The 24,289-nt window shown below is 67.4% G+C and carries 23 protein-coding genes; 11 read left to right on the plus strand and 12 right to left on the minus strand.

The window, feature by feature from the left end:
- Positions 1–129: 129 nt before the first annotated feature.
- The 5 genes from B8W69_RS13410 to B8W69_RS13430 are packed head-to-tail and all read right to left on the minus strand — an operon-like array spanning position 130 to position 4,028.
- Positions 130–549: a SufE family protein gene (locus B8W69_RS13410; RefSeq protein WP_085290291.1), complete on the minus strand. Its 420-nt coding sequence runs from the start codon at positions 547–549 to the stop codon at positions 130–132.
- Between the two features lie 10 nt (positions 550–559).
- Positions 560–1,450 carry a sulfurtransferase gene (locus B8W69_RS13415; protein WP_085290292.1) on the minus strand — a complete coding sequence of 297 codons (891 nt, stop codon included), beginning with the start codon at positions 1,448–1,450 and terminating at the stop codon, positions 560–562.
- Between the two features lie 21 nt (positions 1,451–1,471).
- On the minus strand, positions 1,472–2,104 hold the full coding sequence (locus tag B8W69_RS13420) for a Maf family protein (RefSeq protein ID WP_085290293.1): 633 nt from the start codon (positions 2,102–2,104) through the stop codon (positions 1,472–1,474).
- Positions 2,101–2,370, minus strand: a complete 270-nt coding sequence (locus B8W69_RS13425) for an acyl-CoA carboxylase subunit epsilon (protein ID WP_181447400.1) — start codon at positions 2,368–2,370, stop codon at positions 2,101–2,103. Before B8W69_RS13425 ends, B8W69_RS13420 begins: the two co-directional genes overlap by 4 nt.
- 17 nt (positions 2,371–2,387) lie before the next feature.
- Complete coding sequence (locus B8W69_RS13430; RefSeq protein ID WP_064877572.1) at positions 2,388–4,028, minus strand: acyl-CoA carboxylase subunit beta; 1,641 nt, start codon at positions 4,026–4,028, stop codon at positions 2,388–2,390.
- A gap of 334 nt (positions 4,029–4,362) precedes the next feature.
- Between B8W69_RS13430 and B8W69_RS13435 the strand changes: the two genes are divergently transcribed.
- The 3 genes from B8W69_RS13435 (at position 4,363) to B8W69_RS13445 (ending at position 7,451) form a co-directional block, all read left to right on the plus strand.
- The gene (locus tag B8W69_RS13435) at positions 4,363–5,934 is read left to right on the plus strand and encodes an FAD-binding protein (RefSeq protein ID WP_085290367.1); all 1,572 of its coding nucleotides are present in this window, start codon (positions 4,363–4,365) and stop codon (positions 5,932–5,934) included.
- Between the two features lie 17 nt (positions 5,935–5,951).
- A complete protein-coding gene (locus B8W69_RS13440) occupies positions 5,952–6,776 on the plus strand; it encodes a biotin--[acetyl-CoA-carboxylase] ligase (RefSeq protein WP_085290295.1) in 825 nt (274 codons plus the stop codon).
- Positions 6,777–6,932: 156 nt separating this feature from the next.
- The gene (locus tag B8W69_RS13445; RefSeq protein ID WP_064954825.1) at positions 6,933–7,451 is read left to right on the plus strand and encodes a PH domain-containing protein; all 519 of its coding nucleotides are present in this window, start codon (positions 6,933–6,935) and stop codon (positions 7,449–7,451) included.
- Here B8W69_RS13445 and B8W69_RS13450 read toward each other — a convergent pair.
- The gene (locus tag B8W69_RS13450; protein WP_085290296.1) at positions 7,406–8,065 is read right to left on the minus strand and encodes a GtrA family protein; all 660 of its coding nucleotides are present in this window, start codon (positions 8,063–8,065) and stop codon (positions 7,406–7,408) included. The genes B8W69_RS13445 and B8W69_RS13450 overlap by 46 nt on opposite strands.
- Positions 8,066–8,175: 110 nt before the next feature.
- Between B8W69_RS13450 and B8W69_RS13455 the strand changes: the two genes are divergently transcribed.
- The 6 genes from B8W69_RS13455 (at position 8,176) to B8W69_RS13480 (ending at position 14,630) form a co-directional block, all read left to right on the plus strand.
- Entirely contained in the window at positions 8,176–9,492 is a 1,317-nt protein-coding gene (locus B8W69_RS13455) for a 5-(carboxyamino)imidazole ribonucleotide synthase (protein WP_085290297.1), read from the plus strand.
- On the plus strand, positions 9,489–10,010 hold the full coding sequence (gene purE / locus B8W69_RS13460; RefSeq protein WP_085290298.1) for a 5-(carboxyamino)imidazole ribonucleotide mutase: 522 nt from the start codon (positions 9,489–9,491) through the stop codon (positions 10,008–10,010). Before B8W69_RS13455 ends, purE begins: the two co-directional genes overlap by 4 nt.
- Before the next feature lie 15 nt (positions 10,011–10,025).
- Positions 10,026–11,195 carry an acyl-CoA dehydrogenase gene (locus B8W69_RS13465; protein ID WP_085290299.1) on the plus strand — a complete coding sequence of 390 codons (1,170 nt, stop codon included), beginning with the start codon at positions 10,026–10,028 and terminating at the stop codon, positions 11,193–11,195.
- A 245-nt stretch (positions 11,196–11,440) separates the two neighbouring features.
- Positions 11,441–12,586, plus strand: a complete 1,146-nt coding sequence (locus B8W69_RS13470; protein WP_110881922.1) for a PP2C family protein-serine/threonine phosphatase — start codon at positions 11,441–11,443, stop codon at positions 12,584–12,586.
- 68 nt (positions 12,587–12,654) lie between these two features.
- Positions 12,655–14,184: a CHASE3 domain-containing sensor histidine kinase gene (locus B8W69_RS13475; RefSeq protein WP_245843242.1), complete on the plus strand. Its 1,530-nt coding sequence runs from the start codon at positions 12,655–12,657 to the stop codon at positions 14,182–14,184.
- Positions 14,181–14,630, plus strand: coding sequence for a response regulator (locus tag B8W69_RS13480; protein WP_085290302.1), 450 nt, complete (start codon positions 14,181–14,183; stop codon positions 14,628–14,630). The genes B8W69_RS13475 and B8W69_RS13480 overlap by 4 nt, the downstream gene beginning before the upstream one ends.
- Positions 14,631–14,645: 15 nt before the next feature.
- On the opposite strand, the gene pstA is transcribed toward B8W69_RS13480, so the two are convergent.
- The 5 genes from pstA to B8W69_RS13505 all read right to left on the minus strand — a co-directional run bounded on the left by pstA (position 14,646) and on the right by B8W69_RS13505 (position 19,782).
- Positions 14,646–15,494: a phosphate ABC transporter permease PstA gene (gene pstA, locus B8W69_RS13485; RefSeq protein WP_085290303.1), complete on the minus strand. Its 849-nt coding sequence runs from the start codon at positions 15,492–15,494 to the stop codon at positions 14,646–14,648.
- Position 15,495: 1 nt separating this feature from the next.
- On the minus strand, positions 15,496–16,509 hold the full coding sequence (gene pstC / locus B8W69_RS13490; protein ID WP_085290368.1) for a phosphate ABC transporter permease subunit PstC: 1,014 nt from the start codon (positions 16,507–16,509) through the stop codon (positions 15,496–15,498).
- A gap of 62 nt (positions 16,510–16,571) precedes the next feature.
- Positions 16,572–17,699 (minus strand): phosphate ABC transporter substrate-binding protein PstS, encoded by a 1,128-nt coding sequence (pstS, locus tag B8W69_RS13495; protein WP_085290304.1) that lies wholly within the window; start codon positions 17,697–17,699, stop codon positions 16,572–16,574.
- A gap of 50 nt (positions 17,700–17,749) precedes the next feature.
- Positions 17,750–18,874, minus strand: a complete 1,125-nt coding sequence (pstS, locus tag B8W69_RS13500) for a phosphate ABC transporter substrate-binding protein PstS (RefSeq protein ID WP_085290305.1) — start codon at positions 18,872–18,874, stop codon at positions 17,750–17,752.
- A 44-nt stretch (positions 18,875–18,918) separates the two neighbouring features.
- Positions 18,919–19,782: an ATP-binding cassette domain-containing protein gene (locus tag B8W69_RS13505; RefSeq protein ID WP_085290306.1), complete on the minus strand. Its 864-nt coding sequence runs from the start codon at positions 19,780–19,782 to the stop codon at positions 18,919–18,921.
- A gap of 206 nt (positions 19,783–19,988) precedes the next feature.
- Here B8W69_RS13505 and pstS (B8W69_RS13510) point away from each other — a divergent pair, with 206 nt between their 5' ends.
- Positions 19,989–21,089: a phosphate ABC transporter substrate-binding protein PstS gene (gene pstS / locus B8W69_RS13510; protein WP_085290307.1), complete on the plus strand. Its 1,101-nt coding sequence runs from the start codon at positions 19,989–19,991 to the stop codon at positions 21,087–21,089.
- A 21-nt stretch (positions 21,090–21,110) separates the two neighbouring features.
- The gene (locus tag B8W69_RS13515; RefSeq protein WP_085290308.1) at positions 21,111–23,108 is read left to right on the plus strand and encodes a serine/threonine-protein kinase PknD; all 1,998 of its coding nucleotides are present in this window, start codon (positions 21,111–21,113) and stop codon (positions 23,106–23,108) included.
- A gap of 26 nt (positions 23,109–23,134) precedes the next feature.
- Here the strand turns inward: B8W69_RS13515 and pstS (B8W69_RS13520) are convergent, their stop codons facing one another.
- Positions 23,135–24,256, minus strand: a complete 1,122-nt coding sequence (gene pstS, locus B8W69_RS13520) for a phosphate ABC transporter substrate-binding protein PstS (RefSeq protein WP_085290309.1) — start codon at positions 24,254–24,256, stop codon at positions 23,135–23,137.
- Between the last annotated feature and the right edge of the window lie 33 nt (positions 24,257–24,289).

The raw sequence follows: 24,289 nt of genomic DNA on the forward strand, positions 1-24,289 counted from the left end.
CCTCCTGTTTGGCATATCCGCAGACGTATTTCTGCGGGCTTTCTAAGAGAATTTCTTACAACGAGTTCTCGGGAAGTCTAAGCGCCGCGCCGTTGGGCCCGACGAGGCGGTCCGGAATTTTGGGGTTTTTTAGGCACTCTCGCGCAGCCTGCGCTTGATGCGGGCGAGCATCGCCGACAGGCCGCGCAGCCGCAGCGGGCTGATCAGAGCGGCCAGCCCGAGGTCGGCGTAGAAATCCTCGGGCACCGCCAGGATGTCGGCGGCCGGCTGTTCGTCGAGACCGGTGGCCAGAATCGACGCGAACCCGCGCGTGGTGGGCGATTCGGCGGGCGCGCTGAAGTGCAGCCGCACCCGCTCGGGGTCGCTGGCGTCGACATGCAGAAACAGCGGCGTCTGGCATTCGGGCACCGGTTCCATCGCCGCCTGTTCGAGGTCGGGCGGCAGCGCCGGGAGTTCGTTGGCGAACTCCAGCAGCAGCGCCAGCTTGTCCTGGCCCTCGACCTCGGCGAAGTCGGACACCACTTCGGCCAGCGGCGCGGGCATGCTCATCGCGGCGCCATCAGACGGGAACGGATCCCGGCTCTTCACCCGCCACGATCGGCGTGCGCACGGTGTTGCCCCACTCGGTCCACGAGCCGTCATAGTTGCGCACCCCGGGCTTGCCCAGCAGATGCGTCAGCACGAACCAGGTGTGGCTGGACCGCTCGCCGATGCGGCAGTACACGACGGTCTTGTCGTCCGGTTGCAGGAAGCCGTACAGCTCCTCGAGCTCCTCGCGGCTGCGGAACCGGCCGTTCTCGTCGGCGGCCTTGGCCCACGGAATCGACCGGGCGGTGGGGATGTGTCCGCCGCGCAGCACGCCTTCCTCGGGGTAGTCGGGCATGTGCGTGCGCTTGCCCGTGTACTCGTCCGGCGAGCGCACGTCGATCAGCGGCTGGCTGCCGAGAATGCCCAGCACGTCGTCCTTGAAGGCGCGGATGGGCTCGTCGTTGCGGGTGACGACGGGGTAGCCGCTGGACGTCTTGGTGGGCACGTCCAGCGTGGTCTCCCGGCGTTCGGCCAGCCACAGGTCACGGCCGCCGTTGAGCAGCCGCACGTCGGGGTGGCCGAACAGCGTGAACACCCACAGCGCGTAGGCCGCCCACCAGTTGCTCTTGTCGCCATAGATCACCACGGTGTCGTCGCGGGCGATGCCCTTGCGGTCCATCAGCTCCGCGAACTGTTCGCCGTTGATGTAATCGCGGATCCGCGGATCGTTGAGGTCGGTGTGCCAGTCGACCTTCACCGCGCCCGGGATGTGACCGACGTCGTAAAGCAAGACGTCCTCGTCGGATTCGACGATCGCCAGGCCGGGGGTGCCTTGGTTGGCGGACAGCCAGTCGGCGGTGACCAGTCGCTCGGGGTGGGCGTAGGCCGACAGTGTCGGGCTTGGATCGGATGGTAATGCCACATTGTCGAGCCTACCGCCAGGTCAGTTGGCGTCCCACAGTGCGGACACCGACAGCCCGACCCGGCCCAGCAGCGACCGCACCAGCGGCAGGCTGACCCCGATCACGTTCGACGGGTCGCCGTCGATGCCGTCGACGAACCAGCCGCCCAGGCCGTCCAGGGTGAAGCCGCCGGCCACGTGCCACGGCTCCCCGTGACCGACATACGCCCGCAGGTCCGTCTCCGACGGTGTAGCGAAATACACTGTGGTGCTTAGCGATTCGACTTCACGATGGGTAATGCCGCCGTCGGTGAGCCGCAGCAGGCAGTGTCCGGTGTGCAGCTCGCCGGAGCGGCCACCCATCAGGCGCCACTGCTCGGCGGCGGCATCGGCCGACCCGGGTTTCCCGCACAGCCCGCCGTCGAGGGAAAGCATCGAATCACAGCCGAGGACAACGCAATCGGCCGCCAGGTCGCCGTCGAGCTCGCCGGCCACCCGGTCCGCCTTGGCGCGGGCGAGGGCGCACACCACGTCGCCCGGGGACGCGTCGGGGCCCAGCGCGGCGGCGAGGGCGTCCTCGTCGACTCCGGAGACCACGACCAGCGGATCGACGCCGGCCTGACGCAACACCTTGAGGCGGCCGGTGGAGGCCGACGCCAGCACCAGGCGGGTCAATGCCTCATGTGGGTCATTTGCTGGAACGTGAGCCGCTGATAGTTGGTCATCGCGAAACGCAGCCGGTCGACTGGCAGGCCCCAGCGGGTCCGCTCGGGCTGTTCGGGCTCCGGCGCACCGCCGGCGCAGCCCAGCACCGCGACCAGCGCGGCCACCTCCTCGGCCGTTGGCTCACCCTTGAGGATCTGGATGTGGGGCTCGTGCGCCTGCGGCTGCGAAGCGTCCTCGACCGCGGCCTCGCCGGCCACCGCGTCGTCGGTCTGCATGTCGTCGCTCGCTCGACTCATAGCGGAATGTTCCCGTGCTTCTTGGGGGGCAGGTGGGAGATCTTGCGTTCCAGCAGCCGCAGCGCCGTCCCGATGTAGCCGCGGGTGTGCGACGGCGGGATGACCGCGTCGACGTAGCCGCGCTCGGCGGCGACGTACGGGTTGACCAGCGTGTCCTCGTACTCCTGCTGCAGCTGCAGGCGCAGCGCGTCGACGTCCTTGCCCTCCTTGGCGGCCTCGCTCAGCTGCTTGCGGTAGACGAACCCGACGGCGCCCGAGGCGCCCATCACCGCGATCTGCGCCGACGGCCACGCCAGGTTGACGTCGCAGCCCATGTCCTTGGACCCCATGACGCAGTAGGCGCCGCCGTAGGCCTTGCGGGTGATGACGGTGATCTTCGGGACCGTCGCCTCGCCGTAGGCGAACAACAGCTTGGCGCCGCGGCGGATGATGCCGTTGTACTCCTGGCCGGTGCCCGGCAGGAAGCCCGGGACGTCCACCAGCATGATGATCGGGATGTTGAAGCAGTCGCAGGTCCGGACGAACCGCGCCGCCTTCTCCGAGGCGTTGATGTCCAGGCAGCCGGCGAACTGGGTCGGCTGGTTGGCGACGATTCCGACCGGCCGGCCCTCGACGCGGCCGAACCCGACGACGATGTTCTGCGCGTAACCGCCCTGCACCTCCAGGAACTCGTCGTCGTCGAGGATGCGGGTGATCACCTCGTGCATGTCGTAGGGCTGGTTGGGCGAGTCCGGGATCAGCGTGTCCAGCTCGAGGTCCTCCTCGGTGAGGTTGTCCTCGATGGCGCCCGGGGGATGCGGCTCGGCGTAGCGCGGCGCGTCGGTGGCGTTGTTGGGCGGCAGGTAGCTGAGCAGGTCGCGAACCCAGTCGAAGGCGTCCTGCTCGCCGGAGGCGACGTAGTGCAGGGTGCCCGATTTGGCCATGTGGGTGTGGGCGCCGCCCAGCTCCTCCATGGTGACGTCCTCACCGGTGACCGTCTTGATGACATCGGGCCCGGTGATGAACATCTGGCTGGTCTGGTCGACCATCACCACGAAGTCGGTCAGGGCGGGGGAGTACACGTGCCCACCGGCGGCGGCGCCCATGATCAGCGAGATCTGCGGGATGACGCCCGACGCCAGGATGTTGTTGCGGAAGATCTTGCTGTACAGGCCGAGCGAGACGACGCCCTCCTGGATCCGCGCGCCGGCACCGTCGTTGATGCCGATCAGGGGGCGGCCGGTCTTGATCGCCAGCTCCTGGATCTTGACGATCTTCTCGCCGTACACCTCGCCGAGGCTGCCGCCGAACACCGTGGCGTCCTGGCTGAAGATGCAGACGTCGCGGCCGTCGATGGTGCCGTAGCCGGTGATCACGCCGTCGCCCAGCGGGCGGTTGTTCTCCAGGCCGAAGTTCTTGCTCCGGTGCCGGGCCAGCGCGTCGAGCTCCACGAACGAGTCCTCGTCGAGCAGGGCGAGGATGCGCTCACGGGCGGTCAGCTTGCCCTTGGCGTGCACCTTCTCGACGGCCTCTTCGCCCACCGGATGCAGCGACTCTTCGCGGCGCTTGTGCAGCTCGGCCAGCTTGCCGGCGGTGGTGTGGATGTCGATGGAGTGCTCGGCGGCCGGTTCCGCAGTGTGGTCGGTAACGCTCGTCATGGGTGTCGAGCTTAGCGTGGTTGGTGGTCGGCTCCGATGAAGGCCGATGACGGCAACCTCCGCCGATGAACGCCGATTCGGTTGGGATGTCGGAACTGGGTTCCGACTCCGCCTCCGTGCTGCGGATCATTCCCGCTTCGACCGGCTGCACGAGTCGGCGGCCACCGCCATGGCGGCCGGGGTGTGCGCGGTGCCCGCCCCGCGGTCCGGCGATCCGACGAAAAGCGCTTGCCTGAAGCGGAATTCGCGTTGCATGGCCGGCAGCGCTAGCTGTGATCGCGTCGGTCTGCGCTTGTCGCACGAGTCGGGTCCGTCGGCGCGGTACTCTCCGCTGATGGACGCCGGCCCGTTGGAAACTGCCGACTTGGTGGCCGACTGCGACGTGCTGGTGGCGGGGTCCGGCGGCGGCGGCGTGACCGGCGCGTACACCGCGGCGCGCGAGGGCCTCAACGTCGTGCTGGTGGAGGCGACGTCGAAATTCGGTGGCACCACCGCGTACTCCGGTGGGGGCGGCGTCTGGTTCCCGTGCAATCCCGTCCTGGTCCGCGCAGGGATGGACGACGACACCATCGAGGACGCGCTCACCTACTACCGCGCCGTGGTCGGCGACCGCACGCCGCGCGAGCTGCAGGAAACCTTCGTCCGCGGCGGCGCGCCGCTGATCGATTACCTCGAGGCCGACCCGAACCTGAAGTTCGTGCCGTTGCCCTGGCCCGATTACTACGGCACGGCGCCCAAGGCGCGCCTGGACGGTCAGCGCCACATCGCGGCCAAGCCGCTGAAGGTGGCCGCCGCCCCCGAATTCCGCGAGGCGATCCGCGGGCCCTTGGACACCGACCGGCTCGGCGCCGAACCGCCGTCCGACTACTACCTTGGGGGTCGTGCGCTGATCGCGCGATTCCTCAAGGCCATCGGGCAGTACCCGACGGCGTCGCTGCGGCTCGACACCGCCCTGGTCGAGCTGGTGGTGTCGGACGGCCGGGTGACGGGAGCGATCGTCGAGACCGCCGGAGAGCGCCGCGCGATCCGCGCCCGCCGGGGGGTGCTGCTGGCGGCCGGGGGCTTCGAGGCCAACGAGGAGCTGCGCCGACGGTACGGCGTGCCGGGAACGTCGCGAGACACCATGGGCGGCCCGGGCAGTCGCGGTCTGGCGCTGCAGGCCGGTATCGCCGCGGGCGCCGACACCGACCTGCTGGACCAGGCCTGGTGGTCGCCGGGCATGACCCATCCCGACGGCCGGTCCGCGTTCGCGCTGTGGTTCACCGGCGGCATTTTCGTCAACCAGTCGGGCAACCGGTTCGTCAACGAGTCCCGGGCCTACGACCGGGCCGGCCGAGAGATCATCGCGCAGCTGCAGGACGGGTCGATGACGTTGCCGTACTGGATGATCTACGACGACAAGGAGGGCGAGGTCCCTCCGGTGAAGGCGGCCAACGTCTCCATCGTGGAGACCGAGAAGTACGCCGCCGCCGGCCTGTGGCACACCGCGGACACCCTCGAGGAACTCGCCGCCAAGATCGGCGTGCCGGGGGAGCGGTTGGCGGAGACGGTCGCGCGGTTCAACGGCTTCGCCGCCGCCGGCGTCGACGAGGACTTCGGCCGCGGCGACGAGGCCTTCGACCGCGCCTTCTCGGCGGGCGCGTCGCCGCTGGTGCCCATCGACTCGCCGCCGTATCACGCCGCCGCGTTCGGCATCTCGGATCTGGGCACCAAGGGCGGCCTGCGCACCGACGCCGCGGCGCGGGTGCTCGACGCGGCCGGCAACCCCATTCCCGGCCTGTACGCCGCGGGCAACACGATGGCCGCGCCCAGCGGCACCGCCTATCCCGGCGGGGGCAACCCGATCGGAACCAGCATGCTGTTCAGCCATTTGGCCGTGCTGGACATGCGCGACCGCCGGCCCTGAGTTCTAGGCTGGGTGCGGTGACAGAACGAGATCAGCTTCGAGCACCGTTGGACGAGAGCGCATTGCGCGCCGAGTCGATCGGCACCGGGCTGGGCTGGCGCAAGCTCGACGTCGTCGAGCAGACCGGCTCCACCAACGCCGACCTGCTGGCGCGCGCGGCGTCGGGCGACGACGTCGCCGGTGCCGTGCTGATCGCCGAGCACCAGACCGCCGGGCGGGGCCGGCACGGCCGCGGCTGGTCGGCCACGCCGCGGGCCCAGATCACCATGTCCGTCGGGGTGAGCGTCGTCGACGTCCCCACCACCGGATGGGGCTGGCTGCCGCTGGCCACCGGGGTGGCGGTGGTAGACACCGTAACGCCGCTGCTGGCGGGGACCGAGGCGCAGGCGGGCCTCAAGTGGCCCAACGACGTGCTGGCCGGACCGCCGGATTCGCCGGGCAAGCTGGCCGGCATTCTTGCCGAGGTGGCCAAGCCCGTCGTGGTTATCGGCTTGGGGCTCAACGTGACTCAGTCCGCCGACGAGATCGACGGCCCCGGCGCGACGTCGCTGCTCGACCTGGGCGTGGCCGCGCCCGACCGCACCCAACTGGTGTCGGCGCTGCTGCGGGAGCTGGGCCGGCGGATCGTGGCCTGGCGCGCCGCGCGCGGGGCCGACTGGGCGCTGGCCGCCGACTACCGGGCGCGCAGCCTGACCATCGGCACCCGGGTACGCGCGCACCTGCCCGGCGGCAAGCAGGTCGACGGGACCGCCACCGCCATCGACGATCAGGGCCGGCTCTGCCTGGAGAGTGGCGGGCAGACCGTCGTCGTTGCGGCCGGCGACGTGGTGCATTTGCGCTAGTGGCGATCGCAAGCGCGGCGGAGCCGGGCGCAGCGGGTCGCCACCATCGGCCCGAGTGGCGATCGCAAGCGCGGTGGAGCCGGGCGCAGCGGGTCGCCACCACCATCGGCCTAGTCAGCCTCGGAATGTCGCGGTGCACAGCTAATGTCGGCGGGCATGGGCTACCCGGATAACGTCCTGGCCGCCGGCGAACACGTCATCGTGCATCGCCACCCGCACTGGAAGCGGCTGATCTGGCCGGTGCTCGTCCTCATCCTGGTGACCGGACTGGCCGCGTTCGGCTCCGGATACCTCAACTCGACGCACTGGGAGCAGCTCGCCAAGAACATCATCTACGGCGTCATCTGGGGGATCTGGCTGGTGATCGTGGGCTGGCTGACGCTGTGGCCGTTTTTGAGCTGGCTGACCACCCACTTCGTGGTGACCAACCGGCGGGTGATGTTCCGGCACGGGGTGCTGACCCGCACCGGCATCGATATCCCGCTGGCCCGGATCAACAGCGTGGAATTCCGCGACCGCATCACCGAGCGCATGTTCCGCACCGGGACGCTGATCATCGAGTCGGCGTCACAAGATCCGTTGGAGTTCTACGACATCCCGCGGCTGCGCGAGGTGCACGCGCTGCTGTATCACGAAGTCTTCGACACCCTGGGTTCCGAGGAATCGCCCAGCTGAGTCAGCCGGCTGGCCCGGTTGCGCCAGGCGCGCAGCAGCGTGACGTTGCCGCCCTCGATCTCATCCTCGAAGATTTCGGCGATACCGCCGGCGGTAAGCGCCGACTCCAGCGCCTTCTCGGGGTCGCGCGCGAACTGATCGGGGAACACCCAGCGCCGAAACGCCCAGAACCGGAACGCCATCTGCAGCAGGTTGCCGATGATGTAGGCCGAGATGAAGTCGGCTACGTTTTCCGCCGCCAGCGACACCGTCGGCTCGCGCAGCTGCAACACGTAGCTGGAGAACCACAGCGGTGCCATGGAGAGCAGCACCCCCACGCCGCTGAACGCGAAGAACAGCAGGGCCTCGTGGTGGCGTTCGCGCCCGCCGCGATTGCGGAAGCTCCATTCCCGGTTCAGCACGTAGGACGCGATGACGGCGACAATGCCGGCGATCACCTTCGCTGTCACCGGTTTGGATTCGAGAATTGTCAGCTTCAGCGTGTAGAAAATCGCCGAGTCGATGACGAATGTGGTTCCGCCGACGATGGCGAATTTGATCAGTTCGTGGTGGCGTAGCAAATAGGGCTGCATAACCCTAGGCAGACGCGCGATCGTGGCTTCGGCGAAGGACACAACACGTCAGTCTACGTATGCACACAAATTCGACGCAAAATGGTACATAACAATTCGGTGTCGGCCCCGGTCAACACGCCTTTGGCGCCGGTTTGTTTCGCCGTGACACCATGATGGCCGTGCCGAGTACACGCCCGCCGGGCGCAGCCCCCGTCGCAGCGCCCCGCGCCGCCCCCCGCGTCGTCCCCGTCGTCGCAATGGTCGGTGGCGGTCAGCTCGCCCGAATGACCCACCAGGCGGCGATCGCGCTGGGGCAGTCGCTGCGGGTGCTGGCCACCGCCGCCGACGAGCCGGCCGCGCTGGTCGCGCCCGACATCGTCATCGGGTCGCACACCGATCTCGACGCCTTGCGCCGGGTGGCCGTGGGCGCCGACGTGCTGACCTTCGACCACGAACACGTGCCCAACGAACTGCTGGAGAAGCTGGTCGCCGAGGGCGTCAACGTGGCCCCGCCGCCGCAGGCCCTGGTGCACGCGCAGGACAAGCTCGTCATGCGCCGCCGGCTGGAGGCCCTCGGCATCCCGGTGCCCCGCTACGCGGAGATCCGCAGCGTCGACGAGCTCGACGCCTTCGCGCGGCGCATCGCCGGGCCCGTGGTGGTCAAGGCGGTCCGCGGCGGTTACGACGGGCGCGGGGTGCGGATGGCGCGCGACCCGTCGCACGCCCGCGAGATCGCGACCGCCTTCCTGGCCGACGGGGTGCCGCTGATGGCCGAGGAGCAGGTGAACCTGCGCCGCGAGCTGTCGGCCCTGGTGGCGCGGTCGCCGTTCGGTCAGGGTGCCGCGTGGCCGGTGGTCGAGACCGTGCAACGAGACGGGATCTGCGTGCAGGTGATCGCGCCGGCGCCGGAGCTATCCGGCGAACGGGCCGCCGCCGCGCAGCAGCTGGCGTTGCGGCTGGCCGCCGAGCTCGGCGTGGTCGGGGTGCTCGCGGTCGAGCTCTTCGAGACGGTCGACGGCGAGCTGCTGGTCAACGAGCTCGCGATGCGGCCGCACAACTCGGGGCACTGGACCATGGACGGGTCGCGCACCAGTCAATTCGAGCAGCACGTGCGCGCGGTGCTGGACTACCCGCTCGGCGACACCGACGCCATCGCGCCGGTGACGGTGATGGCCAACGTGCTGGGCGCCCCCGAAGTCCCGGAGATGAGCGTCGACGAGCGGCTGCACCACCTGTTCGCGCGGATGCCCGACGCCCGCGTCCACCTCTACGGCAAGGAAGAACGTCCCGGCCGCAAGGTCGGGCACATCAACTTCGCCGGCTTCGGGCCGGCCGATCGGGAGAACGTGGCGAAGCTACGGGAGCGCGCCGAGCTGGCGGCACACTGGTTGTCACGCGGGCAGTGGACGGACGGATGGGATCCACATGCCGGCGACGATCAACAGGGCAGTGCGATCGGAAAAAGCGAGGAGAAGCGGCATAGATGACCATGACTGAGCAGCCTCGCGTCGGGGTGATCATGGGCAGCGACAGCGACTGGTCGGTGATGGCCGACGCCGCGGCGGCGCTGGCCGAGTTCGATGTGCCGGCCGAGGTCCGGGTCGTCTCCGCGCACCGCACCCCGCAGGTGATGTTCGACTACGCGCGCGACGCGGCCGGGCGCGGCATCGAGGTGATCATCGCCGGGGCCGGGGGAGCCGCGCACCTGCCCGGGATGGTCGCGTCCGCGACGCCGCTGCCGGTGATCGGGGTGCCGGTGCCGCTGGCGCGCCTGGACGGTCTGGACTCGCTGCTGTCGATCGTGCAGATGCCCGCCGGCGTCCCGGTGGCGACGGTCTCCATCGGGGGAGCCCGCAACGCCGGGCTGCTCGCGGTGCGCATCCTCGGGTCGTCGGACCCGGCGTTGCGCGCGCGGATCGTCGAGTTCCAGGAGGAGCTGGCGCGCAGCGTGCGGGCCAAGGATGAGGCGCTGCAGCAGCGTCAGGGTAAAGTTACCCGCGAGTAGTAAGAGGAGGCCGAGATGGCTGGATGGGCCGGAAACCCCGACTTCGATCTGTTCCAACTGCCCGAAGAGCACCAGGAGTTGCGCGCCGCGATCCGTGCGCTGGCGGAGAAGGAGATCGCTCCGCACGCCGCAGACGTGGACGAGAACTCCCGCTTCCCCGAGGAGGCGCTGGAGGCGCTGAACTCGTCGGGGTTCAACGCCGTGCACGTGCCCGAGGAGTACGGCGGGCAGGGCGCAGACTCGGTGGCGGCGTGCATTGTGATCGAGGAGGTGGCCCGCGTCGACACCTCGGCATCGCTGATTCCCGCGGTGAACAAGCTGGGCACGATGGGGCTGATCCTGCGCGGCTCCGACGAGCTGAAGAAGCAGGTGCTGCCGTCGATCGCGGACGGCACGGCGATGGCGTCCTACGCGCTGAGCGAGCGCGAGGCCGGCAGCGACGCGGCCTCCATGCGGACCCGGGCGAAGGCAGACGGGGACGACTGGATCCTCAACGGCGCCAAGTGCTGGATCACCAACGGCGGCAAGTCGAGCTGGTACACGGTGATGGCCGTGACGGATCCGGACATGGGCTCAGGCGGCATCTCGTCGTTCATGGTGCACAAGGACGACGAGGGCTTCACCGTGGGGCCCAAGGAGCGCAAGCTCGGCATCAAGGGCTCGCCGACCACCGAGCTCTACTTCGAGAACTGCCGCATCCCGGGCGACCGGATCATCGGCGACCCCGGCACCGGATTCAAGACCGCGCTGGCGACCCTGGACCACACCAGGCCCACCATCGGCGCCCAGGCCGTCGGCATCGCGCAGGGCGCGTTGGACGCGGCCATCGCATACACCAAGGACCGCAAGCAGTTCGGCCGTCCGGTCAGCGACAACCAGGGCGTGCAGTTCATGCTCGCCGACATGGCCATGAAGGTCGAGTCCGCCCGGCTGATGGTGTACCACGCCGCCGCCCGCGCCGAGCGCGGCGAATCCCACCTTGGCTTTATCTCCGCGGCATCCAAATGCCTGGCCTCCGACGTTGCGATGGAAGTGACCACCGACGCGGTGCAGCTCTTCGGCGGCGCCGGCTACACCGTCGACTTCCCGGTCGAGCGGATGATGCGCGACGCCAAGATCACTCAGATCTACGAGGGCACCAATCAGATTCAGCGCGTGGTGATGTCGCGGGCACTGCTGCGCTGATCCTTTTTCCGGCGATGCTGTTGCGAAAAGCCGAGTCGCACCGCTTAGGATCTGCACTCGGTGGGTGAAGTCCACACCGACGGTCGGTAAACAGCCACCGACTCACGTCCGACCACTGTCACAGGTCGAAGGGCTTTTCGCGGCAAGGGGGTCTCGGTGCACAGCGCGACTTCTCCTGCCCGTTCACAGATGGCCGGGAATTGATAACGACGCCCGCTCCAGTCACCCCCGCAAGTTGGCAGTCATTGTCGTTGCTGTTGGTCGAGGACGACCGCGCCGACGCGGTGCTGGTAGAAGATCTGATCACCGACGCGGTCACCGACATCCGGGTGGTGTGGGCGAAGTCGATGGCGCACGCCGAACGCGAGCTGGAGTCCGCCCGGCCCGACTGCGTGCTGCTGGACCTGCACCTGCCCGACGCCAGCGGGATCGACGCACTGAACCGCATCGCCAACCTCGACGCAACCGTGCCCATCGTGGTTCTGACCGGACTGAACGACGAGTACTTCGGGGCGTCGGCGGTGGCCGCCGGTGCCCAGGACTATCTGGTCAAGGGCCGGGTCGAGCCGGAAATGCTGCGCCGCGCGCTGCTGTACGCCATCGAACGCAAGCGCGCCGAGCTCATCGCCGCCGACCTGCACGCCACCCAGCTGCGGGCCCGGGAGAACGCGCTGCTGGAACGCGGGCTGCTGCCCTCGCCGCTGCTGCTGGACAACCCGGGCGTCGACATCGTCGCCAGGTACCGGCCGACCCGCGAAGACGCGCTGCTGTGCGGTGACTTCTACGACGTCGTCCAGACGCCCGACCGGATCGTGCACGTCCTGATCGGCGATGTCGCCGGGCACGGCCCGCACGAGGCCGCACTGGGTGCGGCGTTGCGGATTGCGTTCCGCGCGTTCACTTTTGCCGGTGTGCACGGCGTCGAACTGATGCGGCAGCTCGAACGGGTCCTGTATTCGGAACGAACCGACACCGGGATCTTCGCGACCGTGCTCAGCCTGGAGATCTCGCCCGACAGCCCGCGCGTCGGCGTCATCCGCGCCGGCCACCCGCCGATGTTGGTGCAGGCCGGCGGGACCGTGGAGTGGCTCGAGCCGGCGGGCGGCCCGGCACTGGGCCTGCACGCCGGCGACTGGCCGTCCGAAGAGCTCGAGCTGCCCGCCGGGCACGCCCTGCTGTTGCTGACCGACGGACTCTTCGAGGGCTATTCGGGCGAGGGCACGCAACGCCTGGGCGAGGACGGCCTGCTTGCCCTGGCCCGCGCGCACGCGGATCAGCCCGGCCCCGCCTTCGTCGACGCGCTGATCAACGGCGCCCAGGAACTCGCCCAGCCCCGCGGCGGGCTGACCGATGACATCGCAGTCCTGCGCGTCGAGAGGATTACCACGTGATCCCATCGCTTCCACTTCGGCTCACGGAGCTCACCGTGCGGGGATGGCTGGCGTTGGTGCTGTGGGTCATGGGCGCCACCGTGCTCGTCGGGGCGTTGGTAGGCGCCGTGCTGCTGCATCGCACCGACGAGGTGTCGTGGCAGATGGCCCAGAACATTCAGCCGGCGCGCGTCGCCGCGGCGCGCCTGCAGGCGGCGCTGCGCGACCAGGAGACGGGCATGCGCGGCTACCTGATCTCCGCCGACCGCCAGTTCCTCGCGCCGTATTACGACGGGCAGCGCGCCGAACAGGCTGCGGCCGACGAGATTCGGCATCTGGTGGGCGGGCGCACGGAGCTGATCGCCGACCTGGACGCGGTAGAAAGCGCCGCCGCCGACTGGCGGACAAACTATGCCGATCCCCTGATCGCCAACGTGGCTCCAAAGACGCCGAGCTACATCAGCCCCGGCACGGCCGACATGGGCAAGAGCAAATTCGACCATCTCCGTGAGCTTTTCGATACGCAGAACACGCACCTGACGGCGGCCAGGGCGGCCGCCGTCGACGAGCTCAACGAGATCAACGGCTGGCGCGACTGGGTGCTGGGCGCCACGGTGCTCATCGTGATCGGAACCGCCCTGCTGCTGGGGCTGCTCAGTCGCGCCGCGATCACCCGGCCGATCGCGGCGCTGGCCGCGGCCTGCCGGCGCATCACCCAGGGCAACTTCGAGGAGACGATCTCACCTCCGCGGCGGCCCAAGGACATTCGCAACATGGCCATCGACGTGGAGAACATGCGCAAGCGCATCGTCGACGAACTCGCGGTGTCGCAGTCGGCGCAGGCGCAACTGGACGAACAGGCCGCTGAATTACGCCGATCCAACACCGAACTCGAGCAATTCGCCTACGTCGCATCGCACGATCTGCAGGAACCGCTGCGCAAGGTCGCGTCTTTCTGTCAGCTGCTGGAAAAGCGCTACGGCGACCAGCTCGACGAGCGCGGCATCGAATACATCGGATTCGCGGTCGACGGCGCCAAGCGGATGCAGGCGCTGATCAACGACTTGCTCACCTTCTCGCGCGTCGGCCGGCTGGGCACCACGGAAACCGAGGTGCAGCTCGACGCGACGCTCGACGCCGGCCTGTCGAATCTGGCCACCGCGATCGAGGAAACCGACGCCGAGATCGTCCGCCCCGCGCAGCCGTTGCCGCAGATCGTCGGGGATCCGACGCTGCTGACGATGCTGTGGCAGAACCTGATCGGCAACGCAATCAAGTTCCGACACAAGGATCGTCGGCCCCGCGTGGTCATCGAATGCGCGCCCGGCACCGACGCTCATGACGGCGAATGGTTGCTGAGCGTGGCCGACAACGGCATCGGCATCCCGGAGGAATTTACCGACAAGGTCTTCGTGATCTTCCAGCGGCTACACGGCCGCGACGTGTACGCCGGCACCGGAGTCGGGCTGGCACTGGTCAAGAAAATCATCGAGCACCACGGCGGTACCGTCCGGATCGACACGTCCTATACCGATGGGACCCGATTCGAATTCACCCTGCCCGGCCTCAGACCCGTCGACGGAGCAGACTCGGTCGCTTTGGAAGGAGCGCATCAGTGACGACAACAGAAGGCAGAGCAATCGACATCCTGCTCGTCGAGGATGACCCGGGCGACGAGCTCATCACCCGAGAAGCGTTCGAGCACAATAAGTTCAAGAACAGGCTCCATGTCGCGCACGACGGAGAGGAAGGCCTCGACTACCTCTACCGCCGGGGCAAGTTCGCCGACGCGCCGCGGCCCGACCTCATCCTGCTCGACCTGAACCTGCCCAAATACGACGGCCGCCAGCTGCTGGAGAAGGTCAAGTCTGACCCCGACCTGGCCCGCATCCCCGTCGTGGTGCTCACCACTTCCTCGGCGGAGGAAGACATCCTCAAGAGTTACAAGCTGCACGCGAATGCCTACGTCACCAAACCCGTTGACCTGGACCAGTTCATGAAGGCCGTCCGGCAGATCGACGAGTTCTTCGTCCAGGTGGTGCGGCTGCCGGGCTCCAGGGCCTAGCTGCGCGCGAACCGGCTACCCCGACTCGGAGTGCCGCCGCGCGAACCAGGTGATCACCCGACCGAGGACGATCAACAGGAACACGAACACGATCAGCAGGAACGCGGCGTCATAAGACAGGTCGCGAGCCGTCTTCGACGGCAGGTTGTAGAACGTCCAGATCGGGTAGGTCAGGTACCCGACCGGTGAGCCGGTGAGCTTTCCAGTCGGGGCGGAGTTCGACCAGCCCGCCGTGTACAGCATCGGCGCCGTTTCGCCGACCGCCAGCGCCAGCGCGATCAGCAGACCGGTGACGATTCCCGGGATTGCCGACTTGAGCACGATTTTGCGCAGAGTCCAACCGAGCGGCAGCCCGAGTGCCTCCGCGCCCTCCCGATAAGAGGTCGGCACCTGAGCAAGCGCCGACTCGGTGGCCTTGGCGATGTAGGGAATGCTCATGGCCGAAAGGGTCAACACCCCCGCCGCGAGGGAAAACCCCCAGTGGAACGTCACGACAAGTGCCAGATAGCCGACGTAGCCGAGCACGATGGATGGGATGCCGGACAGCACCTCGTAGGCGCCGCGCAGAATGGATCGCGTTCTGCCGCTGGCGAATTCGGACAGATAGATCCCGGTCAACACGCTTATGGAACCCCCCACCAGCAGGACCCCGATCCCGACGACCGCGGTGCCGATGATGGCGTTGTGCAGGCCACCGCCGTTGCCGCGGGTGTCGTCGGTCAGCACAGACCATTTGAACACCGGCAGCGCACGAGCGACGACCTCGAACAACATCCACAGTGTCGGCACAACCACCACCGCCAAGCAGCACACGCAGGCGGCCCAGAACAGCGTGTTGACGACCTTGCGCCGTGTTGCGCTCACTTCAGACACCTCGTCCCACCGGTAGTGCGGTACCCGACACCCGGCGCACCATCGCGCGGGCAGCCACGTTGGTCAGCAAGGTGATCACCATCAGCACCAGGGAGACCTCGGCGAGGGTCTTTACCGCGAAGCCGGTGAAATCGGTCATCGCCGAATCCAGTTGCGACACCACAGTGGCCGCGATGGTGGTCATCGTCGCGTAGATGTTGGCGGGCATCGAACCCAACACCGCACCCGACACCATGGCCACGGCCATCGTCTCTCCCAGCGCGCGGCCGAGCCCGAGCACCACGGCGCCGACGACGCCGCTGGACACCCACGGCAGGGTGACCCGTCGCGCACACTCCCAGTCGGTCATCCCCAGCGCGATCGCACCCTCGCGGGGCAGCACCGGTACCTGCCGGATCAGGTCCCGGGTGGTGCTGGCGATGATGGGAATGATCATCACCGCCAGCACCAGGCCGGAGACCAGCATGCCTTCCCCGTTACCGGGGTCGCCGCGCAAGTAGTCCAGCACCGGCACGTCGGGAGCATTGCGGGCGATCATCGGAGCGACGTAGTGTGCGACGAACGGCCCGAACGTCATTGCGCCCCACAGGCCGACGATGACACTGGGGATGCCGGCGAGCAATTCGAGCACCATCCCAATGGCCGACGCGACGCGTCTCGGCAACTTCTCCGCAATCACCAACGCCGCACCGATTGACACCGGCACCGCGATGGCCAGGGCGATCGCGGAGGTCGCCAGGGTCCCGACGATCAGCGGCAGCGCCCCGTAATACGCACCAACCGGATGTTGGACGCCGTGGGTGACGACGGCGTCACCGTAGGTGTTGCCCGGGTTCCAATCGGTGGCGGTGAAGAAGTGCAGCCCGTTGACCCTGATCGCGGGCAGCGCCTCGAGAAGCAGCGTGGTCAGCACGAATACGAGTGCCAGCAGCGGAACTACCGCACCTGCCGCGCCTACCCAGCGGACGGCGAGGCTCGCGCGACTCACGCCACGGATCCGGTCCAACGCGCGCCGCGCTGAGGTCACGCCCTGCCGCGCCTGCTGTGTGGTGGTGTCGATCACCTTTCTTATTGGCCGCTGATCTTGGCGATCTGCGCGTCCGACAGCTTCGCCACCGGGGCGGGCAGCGGCTGGAAGTGCACCTTGTCCAAGAACGAGGCGTTGTTGCCGTCGGTGACCGTCCAGTGCAGGAACGCCTGCAGGGTCTGGGCGGTGGCGGCGTCCTTCTGGCTGCTGTTGACGATGGCGTACTCGTAGTTGACGATCGGGTACCCGTCCGCGGCCGGGCCGTTGATCAGCGAGATCGCCTGGTTCGCCGGCGTTGTCGAGGCGAAGCCGGCGGCCTCGGCCTGGATGCTTTGCGCGTCGGGCATCAGGTACTTACCTGAGGCATTTGCCAGTTGCGCCTCGCCCAGGCCCTTTTGCTGGGCTTGGTCGAGGAAGCTGATGCCGATGTAGGCCACGCAGCCCGGAGTGTCCGCGCAGCCGGTCACCATCCCGCCATTGCCGTTCTCACCCAGCGCGCCCGGCACCGCCGGGAAGTCGACAGTGGTGCCGAAACCGGGCGACTTGCCCCAGCCGTCAGGGTTCTGCTTGGACAGGTACTGGGTGAATAGGAAGGTGTCACCGGACCCGTCGGAGCGGTGCAGCGGAACCACCGGGGTGGCGGGCAGATTCACACCGGGATTCAGCCCGGCGATCTGCGGGTCGTTCCAGGTTTTTATGGAGCCCTGGTACATGGCGGCCAGCACCTTGCCGTCGAGCTTGAGGTGTTCCGTGACACCGGGCAGGTTGTAATTGACCTGCTGCGCCGAGATGGCTACGGCGATGTTCATCAGCCCTTTGTGCGCGGCCATGTCGCCCTCGGACAGGTAGGCGTCGGAAGCGCCGATGTTGACCGCCCCGGCCGCCGCCTGGGAGATCCCCGTACCGGAACCGGTTCCCTGAGGTGTGATCGTGACGTTCGAGTACTTTTCGTGGTAGGCCGGACCCCACAGGTTGAACAGCGGATACAGCAGCGTGCTACCGGTCTCCGACAATGTCACTGGCGATGGCGCCGGCGTCGTCGCAACCGCGCCCCCGCCGGCTCCCTGACTCGACGAACCGCTCGTCGAGTTCGAGCCACAAGCGGCTGCGGCCAAAACCAGTGGTGCGGTGGTGGCCACCGCCAACAACCTACTCAAACCAACTTTCACGAACTCCCACCTTTCCCTAGCGTTTCTTTTGCGTTACTCATCGTTTCTGCTCACCCGCTGATCTTGGCGATCTGGGCATCTGACAGCTTCGCCACCGGGGCGGGCAGCGGCTGGAAGTGCACCTTGTCCAGGAACGAGGCGTTGTTGCCGTCGGTGACCGTCCAGTGCAGGAACGCCTGCAGGGTCTGGGCGGTGGCGGCGTCCTTCTGGCTGCTGTTGACGATGGCGTACTCGTAGTTGACGATCGGGTACCCGTTCGCGGCCGGGCCGTTGATCAGCGAGATCGCCTGGTTCGCCGGGACCGTCGAGGCGAAGCCGCCGACCGCGGCCTGAATGCTCTTCGCGTTGGGTAGCAGGTATCTACCGGAGGCGTTGCCAAGCTTGGCCTCACCGAGCCCGTGCTGGTCGGTCGCGTCGAGCGAGCCGATGCTGGCGTAGGCGATACAGCCGGGGTTCGCAGCGCAGCCGGTCACCATGGCGCCGTCGCCGTTCTCGCCCACCGCCCCGGGCACCGGCGGGAAGTCGACGGTGGTGCCGAAACCGGGCGACTTGCCCCAGCCGTCGGGGTCCTGCGTGGACAGGTACTGGGTGAATTGGAACGTGCTACCGGACCCGTCGGAGCGGTGCAGCGGAACCACCGGGGTGGCGGGCAGATTCACACCGGGATTCAGCCCGGCGATCTGCGGGTCGTTCCAGGTTTTGATGGTCCCCTGGTACATGGCGGCCAGCACCTTGCCGTTGAGTTTCAGGTGCTGATGGACACCGGGCAGGTTGTAATTGACCTGCTGCGCCGAGACGGCCAAGGCGATGTTCATCAGCCCTTTGTGCGCGGCCATGTCGCCCTCGGACAGGTAGGCGTCGGAGGCGCCGATGTTGACCGCCCCGGCCGCGACCTGGGAGATCCCGGCGCCCGAACCACTGCCCTGGGTGCTGACGGTCACGTTCGGGTACTTGGCGTGATAGGCCGGGCCCCAATCACTGAACAGCGGGTACAGCAGCGTGCTGCCGGTTTCCGACAGCTGCATTTTGGACGTCGCCGGCACGCTGGCGGCGCTGCCGGGGGTCGACCCGGGATTGTGCGGACCAGCAGAGGTATGTGAACCGCAGGCCACCAGCCACGCGGCCAACGGTGCGGTTGTCAACAGAGCCAGCAGCGCGCCCGAACGAGTCTTCACGTCCTCGCTTCCTCCTGCCTGCCTCTCGGCGAGACCCTGTGCCGCTACGAACTGTCGTCGACCCCGGCATGATGGGTCCGCGCCGCCCCCGAGGAGCCCTCGGCGGGCCGGAATGGCGCGAAGTAGCGGATGGTCTCCTCATGCTTCGGCGACAGGAACAATTGCTCGGTCGGCCCCTCCTCGACCAGCCTTCCTTCGAAAAAGAAGGCGGTCCGGTCTCCGGTGCGGGCGGCCTGGGCGAGATCGTGGGTCACCATAATCACGGTCAGCCGATCGGCGAGTGATCGAATGAGTCCCTCGATCTTTTCGGTCGTGGTCGGGTCCAGCGACGATGTGGGCTCGTCGAGCAGCAGCACGTCCGGATCGACCGCAAGCGCGCGGGCAAGGCACAACAACTGTTGCTGACCGCCGGAGAGCCGGAACGGGGAATCTCCGAGCCGATCCTTGACGGCGTTCCACAGGCCGACCTCGGTGAGCCGGGCCTCGGCGACGTTTTTGAATTCTTTTCGGGGCACCATCTTGTGGGCGCGCACACCCGCCACCACGTTGTCGAGGATGGACATGGGGAACGGATTGGGGCGCTGGAACAGCATGCCGACACTGCGGCGAAACTCCATCAGGTCGCGGTCGGAGAAGATGCTGCGCCCGTCCATCAAGACCTCACCGCTGTGGCGGAAGCCGGAGACCTTGTCGTTCATCCGGTTCAGGGTGCGCAGGAACGTCGTCTTACCCGAGCCGGTCGGTCCCAGCAAGGAGGTGACGGAGTGGACCGGAAAGTCAAGACTTACCTGTTCAAGGACCGTTTTGCGGCCAAATCCCAGGGTCAGGTTCATCGCACGCATCGCCGCGCCATCGGCATCGAAACCGGGAGCCGGACTTGCGACCCCGAGTCGTTGTTCACCGCCCATTAACAACCGATGCTACGTGCTTGCGGGCGGCGAACCGCCGCCGCTCATTCACCTCTCAGCAATCGTCAAGGGTTTGTATATTCGCAATTGGTTAACTTTCTAATACCCGGGAGTCGCCGACCGGCGTGCTTGCGTCGTGGTCGCGGCTTGGCATCAGTCGGTGGCGAGGCCCGCGCATTCGCCGTCGTGACGTTCGAAGGAGTCGTGTGAGGTTCGCTCGAACTGGCACCGCACTGGCCCTGGTGTCCGTCGCCGCCATGGCGCTCACGGCATGTGGCGACAACACGTCGTCGGGGTCAGGCGGCAAGGCACCGGTGGACTGTGGCGGCAAGAAAGTGCTCAAAGACAGCGGCTCGACCGCACAGGAAAATGCGATGGAGCAGTTCGTCTACGCCTACGTCCGTGCCTGCCCGGGTTACACGCTGGACTACAACGCCAACGGATCCGGTGCCGGTGTCACGCAGTTCGTCAACAACCAGACCGACCTCGCCGGTTCTGACGTCCCGTTGGACCCCACCACCGGTGAGACCGACCGGGCGGCGCAGCGTTGCGGTTCCCCGGCATGGGACCTGCCCACGGTGTTCGGGCCGATCGCGGTCACGTACCACATCAGCGGGGTGAGCGGGCTGAAGCTGGACGGGCCCACGGTCGCAAAGATCTTCAACGGCACCATCACCAAGTGGGATGACCCGGCGGTGAAGGCAATCAACTCGGGCCTCAATCTGCCGTCGACGCCCATCACGGTGATCTTCCGCAGTGACAAATCCGGTACCACCGCCAACTTCCAGAAGTACCTCGACGGCGCTTCCGACGGCGCCTGGGGCAAGGGCAGCAGCGAGACGTTCAACGGCGGCGTGGGGCAGGGCGCCAGCGGGAACAACGGCACGTCCGCGCTGCTGCAGAACACCGACGGATCGATCACCTACAACGAGTGGTCGTTCGCGGTGGGCAAGCAGCTGACCATGGCATCGATCATCACGTCGGCAGGCCCGGACGCGGTGCCCATCACCAAGGACTCCGTCGGGAAGACGATCGCCGGGGCGACGTTCAGTGGGCAGGGCAACGACCTGGTGCTGAACACCTCGTCGTTCTACAAGCCGACGCAGACAGGCGCCTACCCTATCGTGCTGGCGACCTACGAAATCGTTTGTTCGAAGTATCCGGACGCGGCCACGGGTGCGGCGGTGAAAGCGTTCATGCAGGCCGCGATCGGGCCGGGCCAGGACGGTCTGGACCAGTACGGTTCCATCCCGCTGCCGGGTTCGTTCTCGGCGAAGCTGTCGAGCGCGGTCAATGCGATTTCCTGACAATGCGAAGGAGGCACCAGGGTGAGCGATAGCGGGCCTGCCTCGCGGGCCGGGTCCTGGTTCGGCCCCTACCGGCTGGTGCGACTCCTGCGCCAGGGCGGCATGGGTGAGGTCTACGAAGCCGAGGACGCCCGCAAGCGCCGCATGGTGGCCCTGAAACTGATCTCACCGGAGTTCACCAGCAACGCGGAGTTCCGCGCCCGGCTACAGCGCGAGGCCGACATCGCCGGGCGGCTGACGGAGCCGCATGTGGTGCCGATCCACGATTACGGCGAGATCGACGGGCGTTTCTATGTCGAGATGCGCCTCGTCGACGGCGTCGATCTGGGCACGCTGTTACGCAGGGACGGGCCGTTAGACCCGCCGCGCGCGATCGCCATCATCAGCCAGGTCGCCGCCGCGCTGGACGCGGCACACGCCGTCGGTGTGACGCACCGCGACGTCACACCAGGGAACATTCTGGTCACCCCCAGCGACTTCGCGTACCTGGCCGATTTCGGCATCGCGCGGGCCGCGACGGATCCGGGGCTGACCCAGGTCGGGACCGCGATCGGAACCTATTACTACATGGCCCCGGAACGATTCACCGACGATGATGTCACCCACAGCGTCGACATCTATTCGCTCGCATGTGTTTTGACCGAGTGCCTGACCGGCTCGCCGCCATACCGGGCCGAGACCATCGAACGGCTGATCGCCGCGCATCTGACGAAGACAGCCGCACCACCCAGCCAATTGCGCCCCGGCGCGTGTCCTCCCGCCCTGGATCAGGTGATCGCCAAGGGCATGGCCAAGAATCCCAGGGAACGCTATCGCACCGCAGGCGAATTCGCCGCCGCTGCCCATCACGCGCTGAACACGTCCGAGCAGCGGAAGGCCAGCACGATTCTGCGCGAGGGGGAACACGCGGCCCTGGGCTCGGGCGCCAACGACCAGCGCCTGACGCGTGAGTCCGATTCGTTCGCTCCGTTGCCGAGCGCCGAGACCATGGCGGGGCCGCTGCCCTGGGGGGCGAGCGGTGCGAGCAGAAGCGAACGGTCCAGCCATGGACCGTCGCTGATTCGCGCCGCCCCAACAACTTCCGGCCGTGTTTATGGACCCGGCCCGGACTTCGAGCATCCCGGCGTGCCGCACGACAACAAACGTAAGCAGTGGATCATCGTCGGCGCCATCGCCCTCGTCGCGCTGGTCGCTTTCGTCGCGGCGGTCGTCGGCTACCTGTCCACCGAATCCTCGGGACCGAAGCAGGCGACCGGTCAAAGTGTTCTGCCCTTCAACGGCATCGACTTCCGCCTCTCCCCGGGCGGCGTAACGCTGGACAGCGCCGGCAACGTCTACGTCACCAGCGAAGGCATGTACGGCCGGGTGGTGAAGCTGACGGCCGGTTCCAACGCGACGACGGTGCTGCCGTTCAACGGGCTCTACCAGCCGCAGGGCTTGGCCGTCGACGGCGCGGGCACCGTATACGTCGCCGATTTCAACAACCGGGTGATCAGCATGGCCCCGGGTTCCAACAGTCAGAAGGAGCTGCCGTTCACCGGTCTGAACTACCCCGAGGGCGTCGCAGTCGACAGCCAGGGCGCCGTGTATGTTGCCGACCGCGGCAACAGCCGGGTGGTGAAGCTGGCGGCGGGATCCAAGGACCAGACCGTGCTGCCGTTCAACGGGCTCAAGAACCCGGACGGCGTGGCCGTCGATCCCGCGGGCAACGTCTACGTGGCGGATACCGACAACAACAGGATCGTGAAGCTTGACGCCGCGTCGAATACACAGTCGGAGTTGCCATTTCACGACCTGTCTGTGCCGTGGGGCATCGCCGTGGACAACAGCGGAACGATCTATGTCACCGAGCACGACAAGAGCGACGTGGTGAAGTACGCACCGGGCGCGACCACCGGGACCGTCCTGCCGTTCACCGGGCTCAACACCCCGCTGGCGGTGACGGTCGACAAGGACCAGAACGTCTACGTCGCCGATCGCGGTAACGACCGGGTGGTCAAGCTCGCCGCGGGTCAGTGATCCGCGGATCCGGTCACCGCAGGTGCCTAGCTCGAGATCTTGGCGATCTGGGCGTCGGACAGCTTGGCCACCGTGGGCGGCAACGGCTGGAGGTAAAACCGGTCCAAAAACGTCGGGCTGTTACCGTCGGTCACCGCCCAATGCAGGAAGGCCTGCATGGTCTGGGCGGTCGCCGGGTCATGCTGGCCGGCGTAGACCACGGCGTACTCGTAGTTGACGATCGGATACCCGTCGGGTGCGGTCCCGTTGATCAACGAGATCGCTTCGTTCGCCGGCGTCTGCGCGGCGAACCCGGCGGCTTCGGCCGCCACACTGTGGGCGTCGGGAAGCAGGAAATTGCCCGAGGCGTTGCCCAATTCGGCTTCTCCCAAACCCTTTTGGGTGGCCTGGTCAAGGAAACTGGCACCGATGTACGCCACGCAGCCGGGGGTTTGGGCGCAGCCCGTCACCATCCCCCCGGCTCCGTTTTCACCCAATGCGCCTGGCACCGCGGGGAAGTCGACAGTGGTGTTGTAGCCGGGCGATTTGCCCCAACCGTCGGGATCCTGCATGGACAGATACTGGGTGAACACGAATGTGTCGCCCGAGCCGTCGGACCGGCGCAGCGGAACCACCGGGGTGGCAGGAAGATTCACTCCAGGATTGAGGCTGGCGATCTGCGGATCGTTCCACGCTTTGATGGTGCCCTCATACATGGCTGCCAGCACCTTGCCGTCGAGCTTGAGGTGGCCGCTCACACCGGGCAGGTTGTAGTTGACCTGCTCCGCCGAGATGGCCAACGCAACGTTCATCAGTCCCTGGTGCATGGACATGTCGCCGTCGGAAAGATAGGCACCGGAGGCGCCGATGTTGACCGCACGAGCGGCGGCTTGGGATATTCCCGCACCCGATCCGGTGCTGGCCGTGGTGATCGAGACGTTCGGATACTTGGCGCTGTAAGCCGGAGCCCACACATTCATCAACGGATACAACTCGGTGGCACCCGTTTCGGTCAGCGCCACCTTCGATGTCGCCGGTGTGGACGCCGGACTGCCGGTGCTTGCACCGGTGCTCGCCGAACTGCCGGTTGAGCCGCAGGCCGCCGCGGCCAGCACCATGGGGACTGCGACGCACAGCGGGGCAAGCAGGGGGCGGATACGATTCGTCATCGGTCTTCACCTTTCGTTTCCCCCCGTTTGTCT

It is taken from the genome of Mycolicibacterium vulneris (genome assembly GCF_002104765.1).
GTDB lineage: Bacteria > Actinomycetota > Actinomycetes > Mycobacteriales > Mycobacteriaceae > Mycobacterium > Mycobacterium vulneris.

Coding starts and splice junctions, on each gene's coding strand:
- B8W69_RS13505 (WP_085290306.1), bottom strand. CDS start 19,782: ATGGGCGGTGAACAACGACTCGGGGTCGCAAGTCCGGCTCCCGGTTTC.
- B8W69_RS13445 (WP_064954825.1), top strand. CDS start 6,933: ATGGGCTACCCGGATAACGTCCTGGCCGCCGGCGAACACGTCATCGTG.
- B8W69_RS13410 (WP_085290291.1), bottom strand. CDS start 549: ATGAGCATGCCCGCGCCGCTGGCCGAAGTGGTGTCCGACTTCGCCGAG.
- B8W69_RS13455 (WP_085290297.1), top strand. CDS start 8,176: ATGATGGCCGTGCCGAGTACACGCCCGCCGGGCGCAGCCCCCGTCGCA.
- B8W69_RS13430 (WP_064877572.1), bottom strand. CDS start 4,028: ATGACGAGCGTTACCGACCACACTGCGGAACCGGCCGCCGAGCACTCC.
- B8W69_RS13435 (WP_085290367.1), top strand. CDS start 4,363: ATGGACGCCGGCCCGTTGGAAACTGCCGACTTGGTGGCCGACTGCGAC.
- pstS (WP_085290309.1), bottom strand. CDS start 24,256: ATGACGAATCGTATCCGCCCCCTGCTTGCCCCGCTGTGCGTCGCAGTC.
- B8W69_RS13465 (WP_085290299.1), top strand. CDS start 10,026: ATGGCTGGATGGGCCGGAAACCCCGACTTCGATCTGTTCCAACTGCCC.
- B8W69_RS13425 (WP_181447400.1), bottom strand. CDS start 2,370: ATGCAGACCGACGACGCGGTGGCCGGCGAGGCCGCGGTCGAGGACGCT.
- purE (WP_085290298.1), top strand. CDS start 9,489: ATGACCATGACTGAGCAGCCTCGCGTCGGGGTGATCATGGGCAGCGAC.
- B8W69_RS13475 (WP_245843242.1), top strand. CDS start 12,655: ATGGGCGCCACCGTGCTCGTCGGGGCGTTGGTAGGCGCCGTGCTGCTG.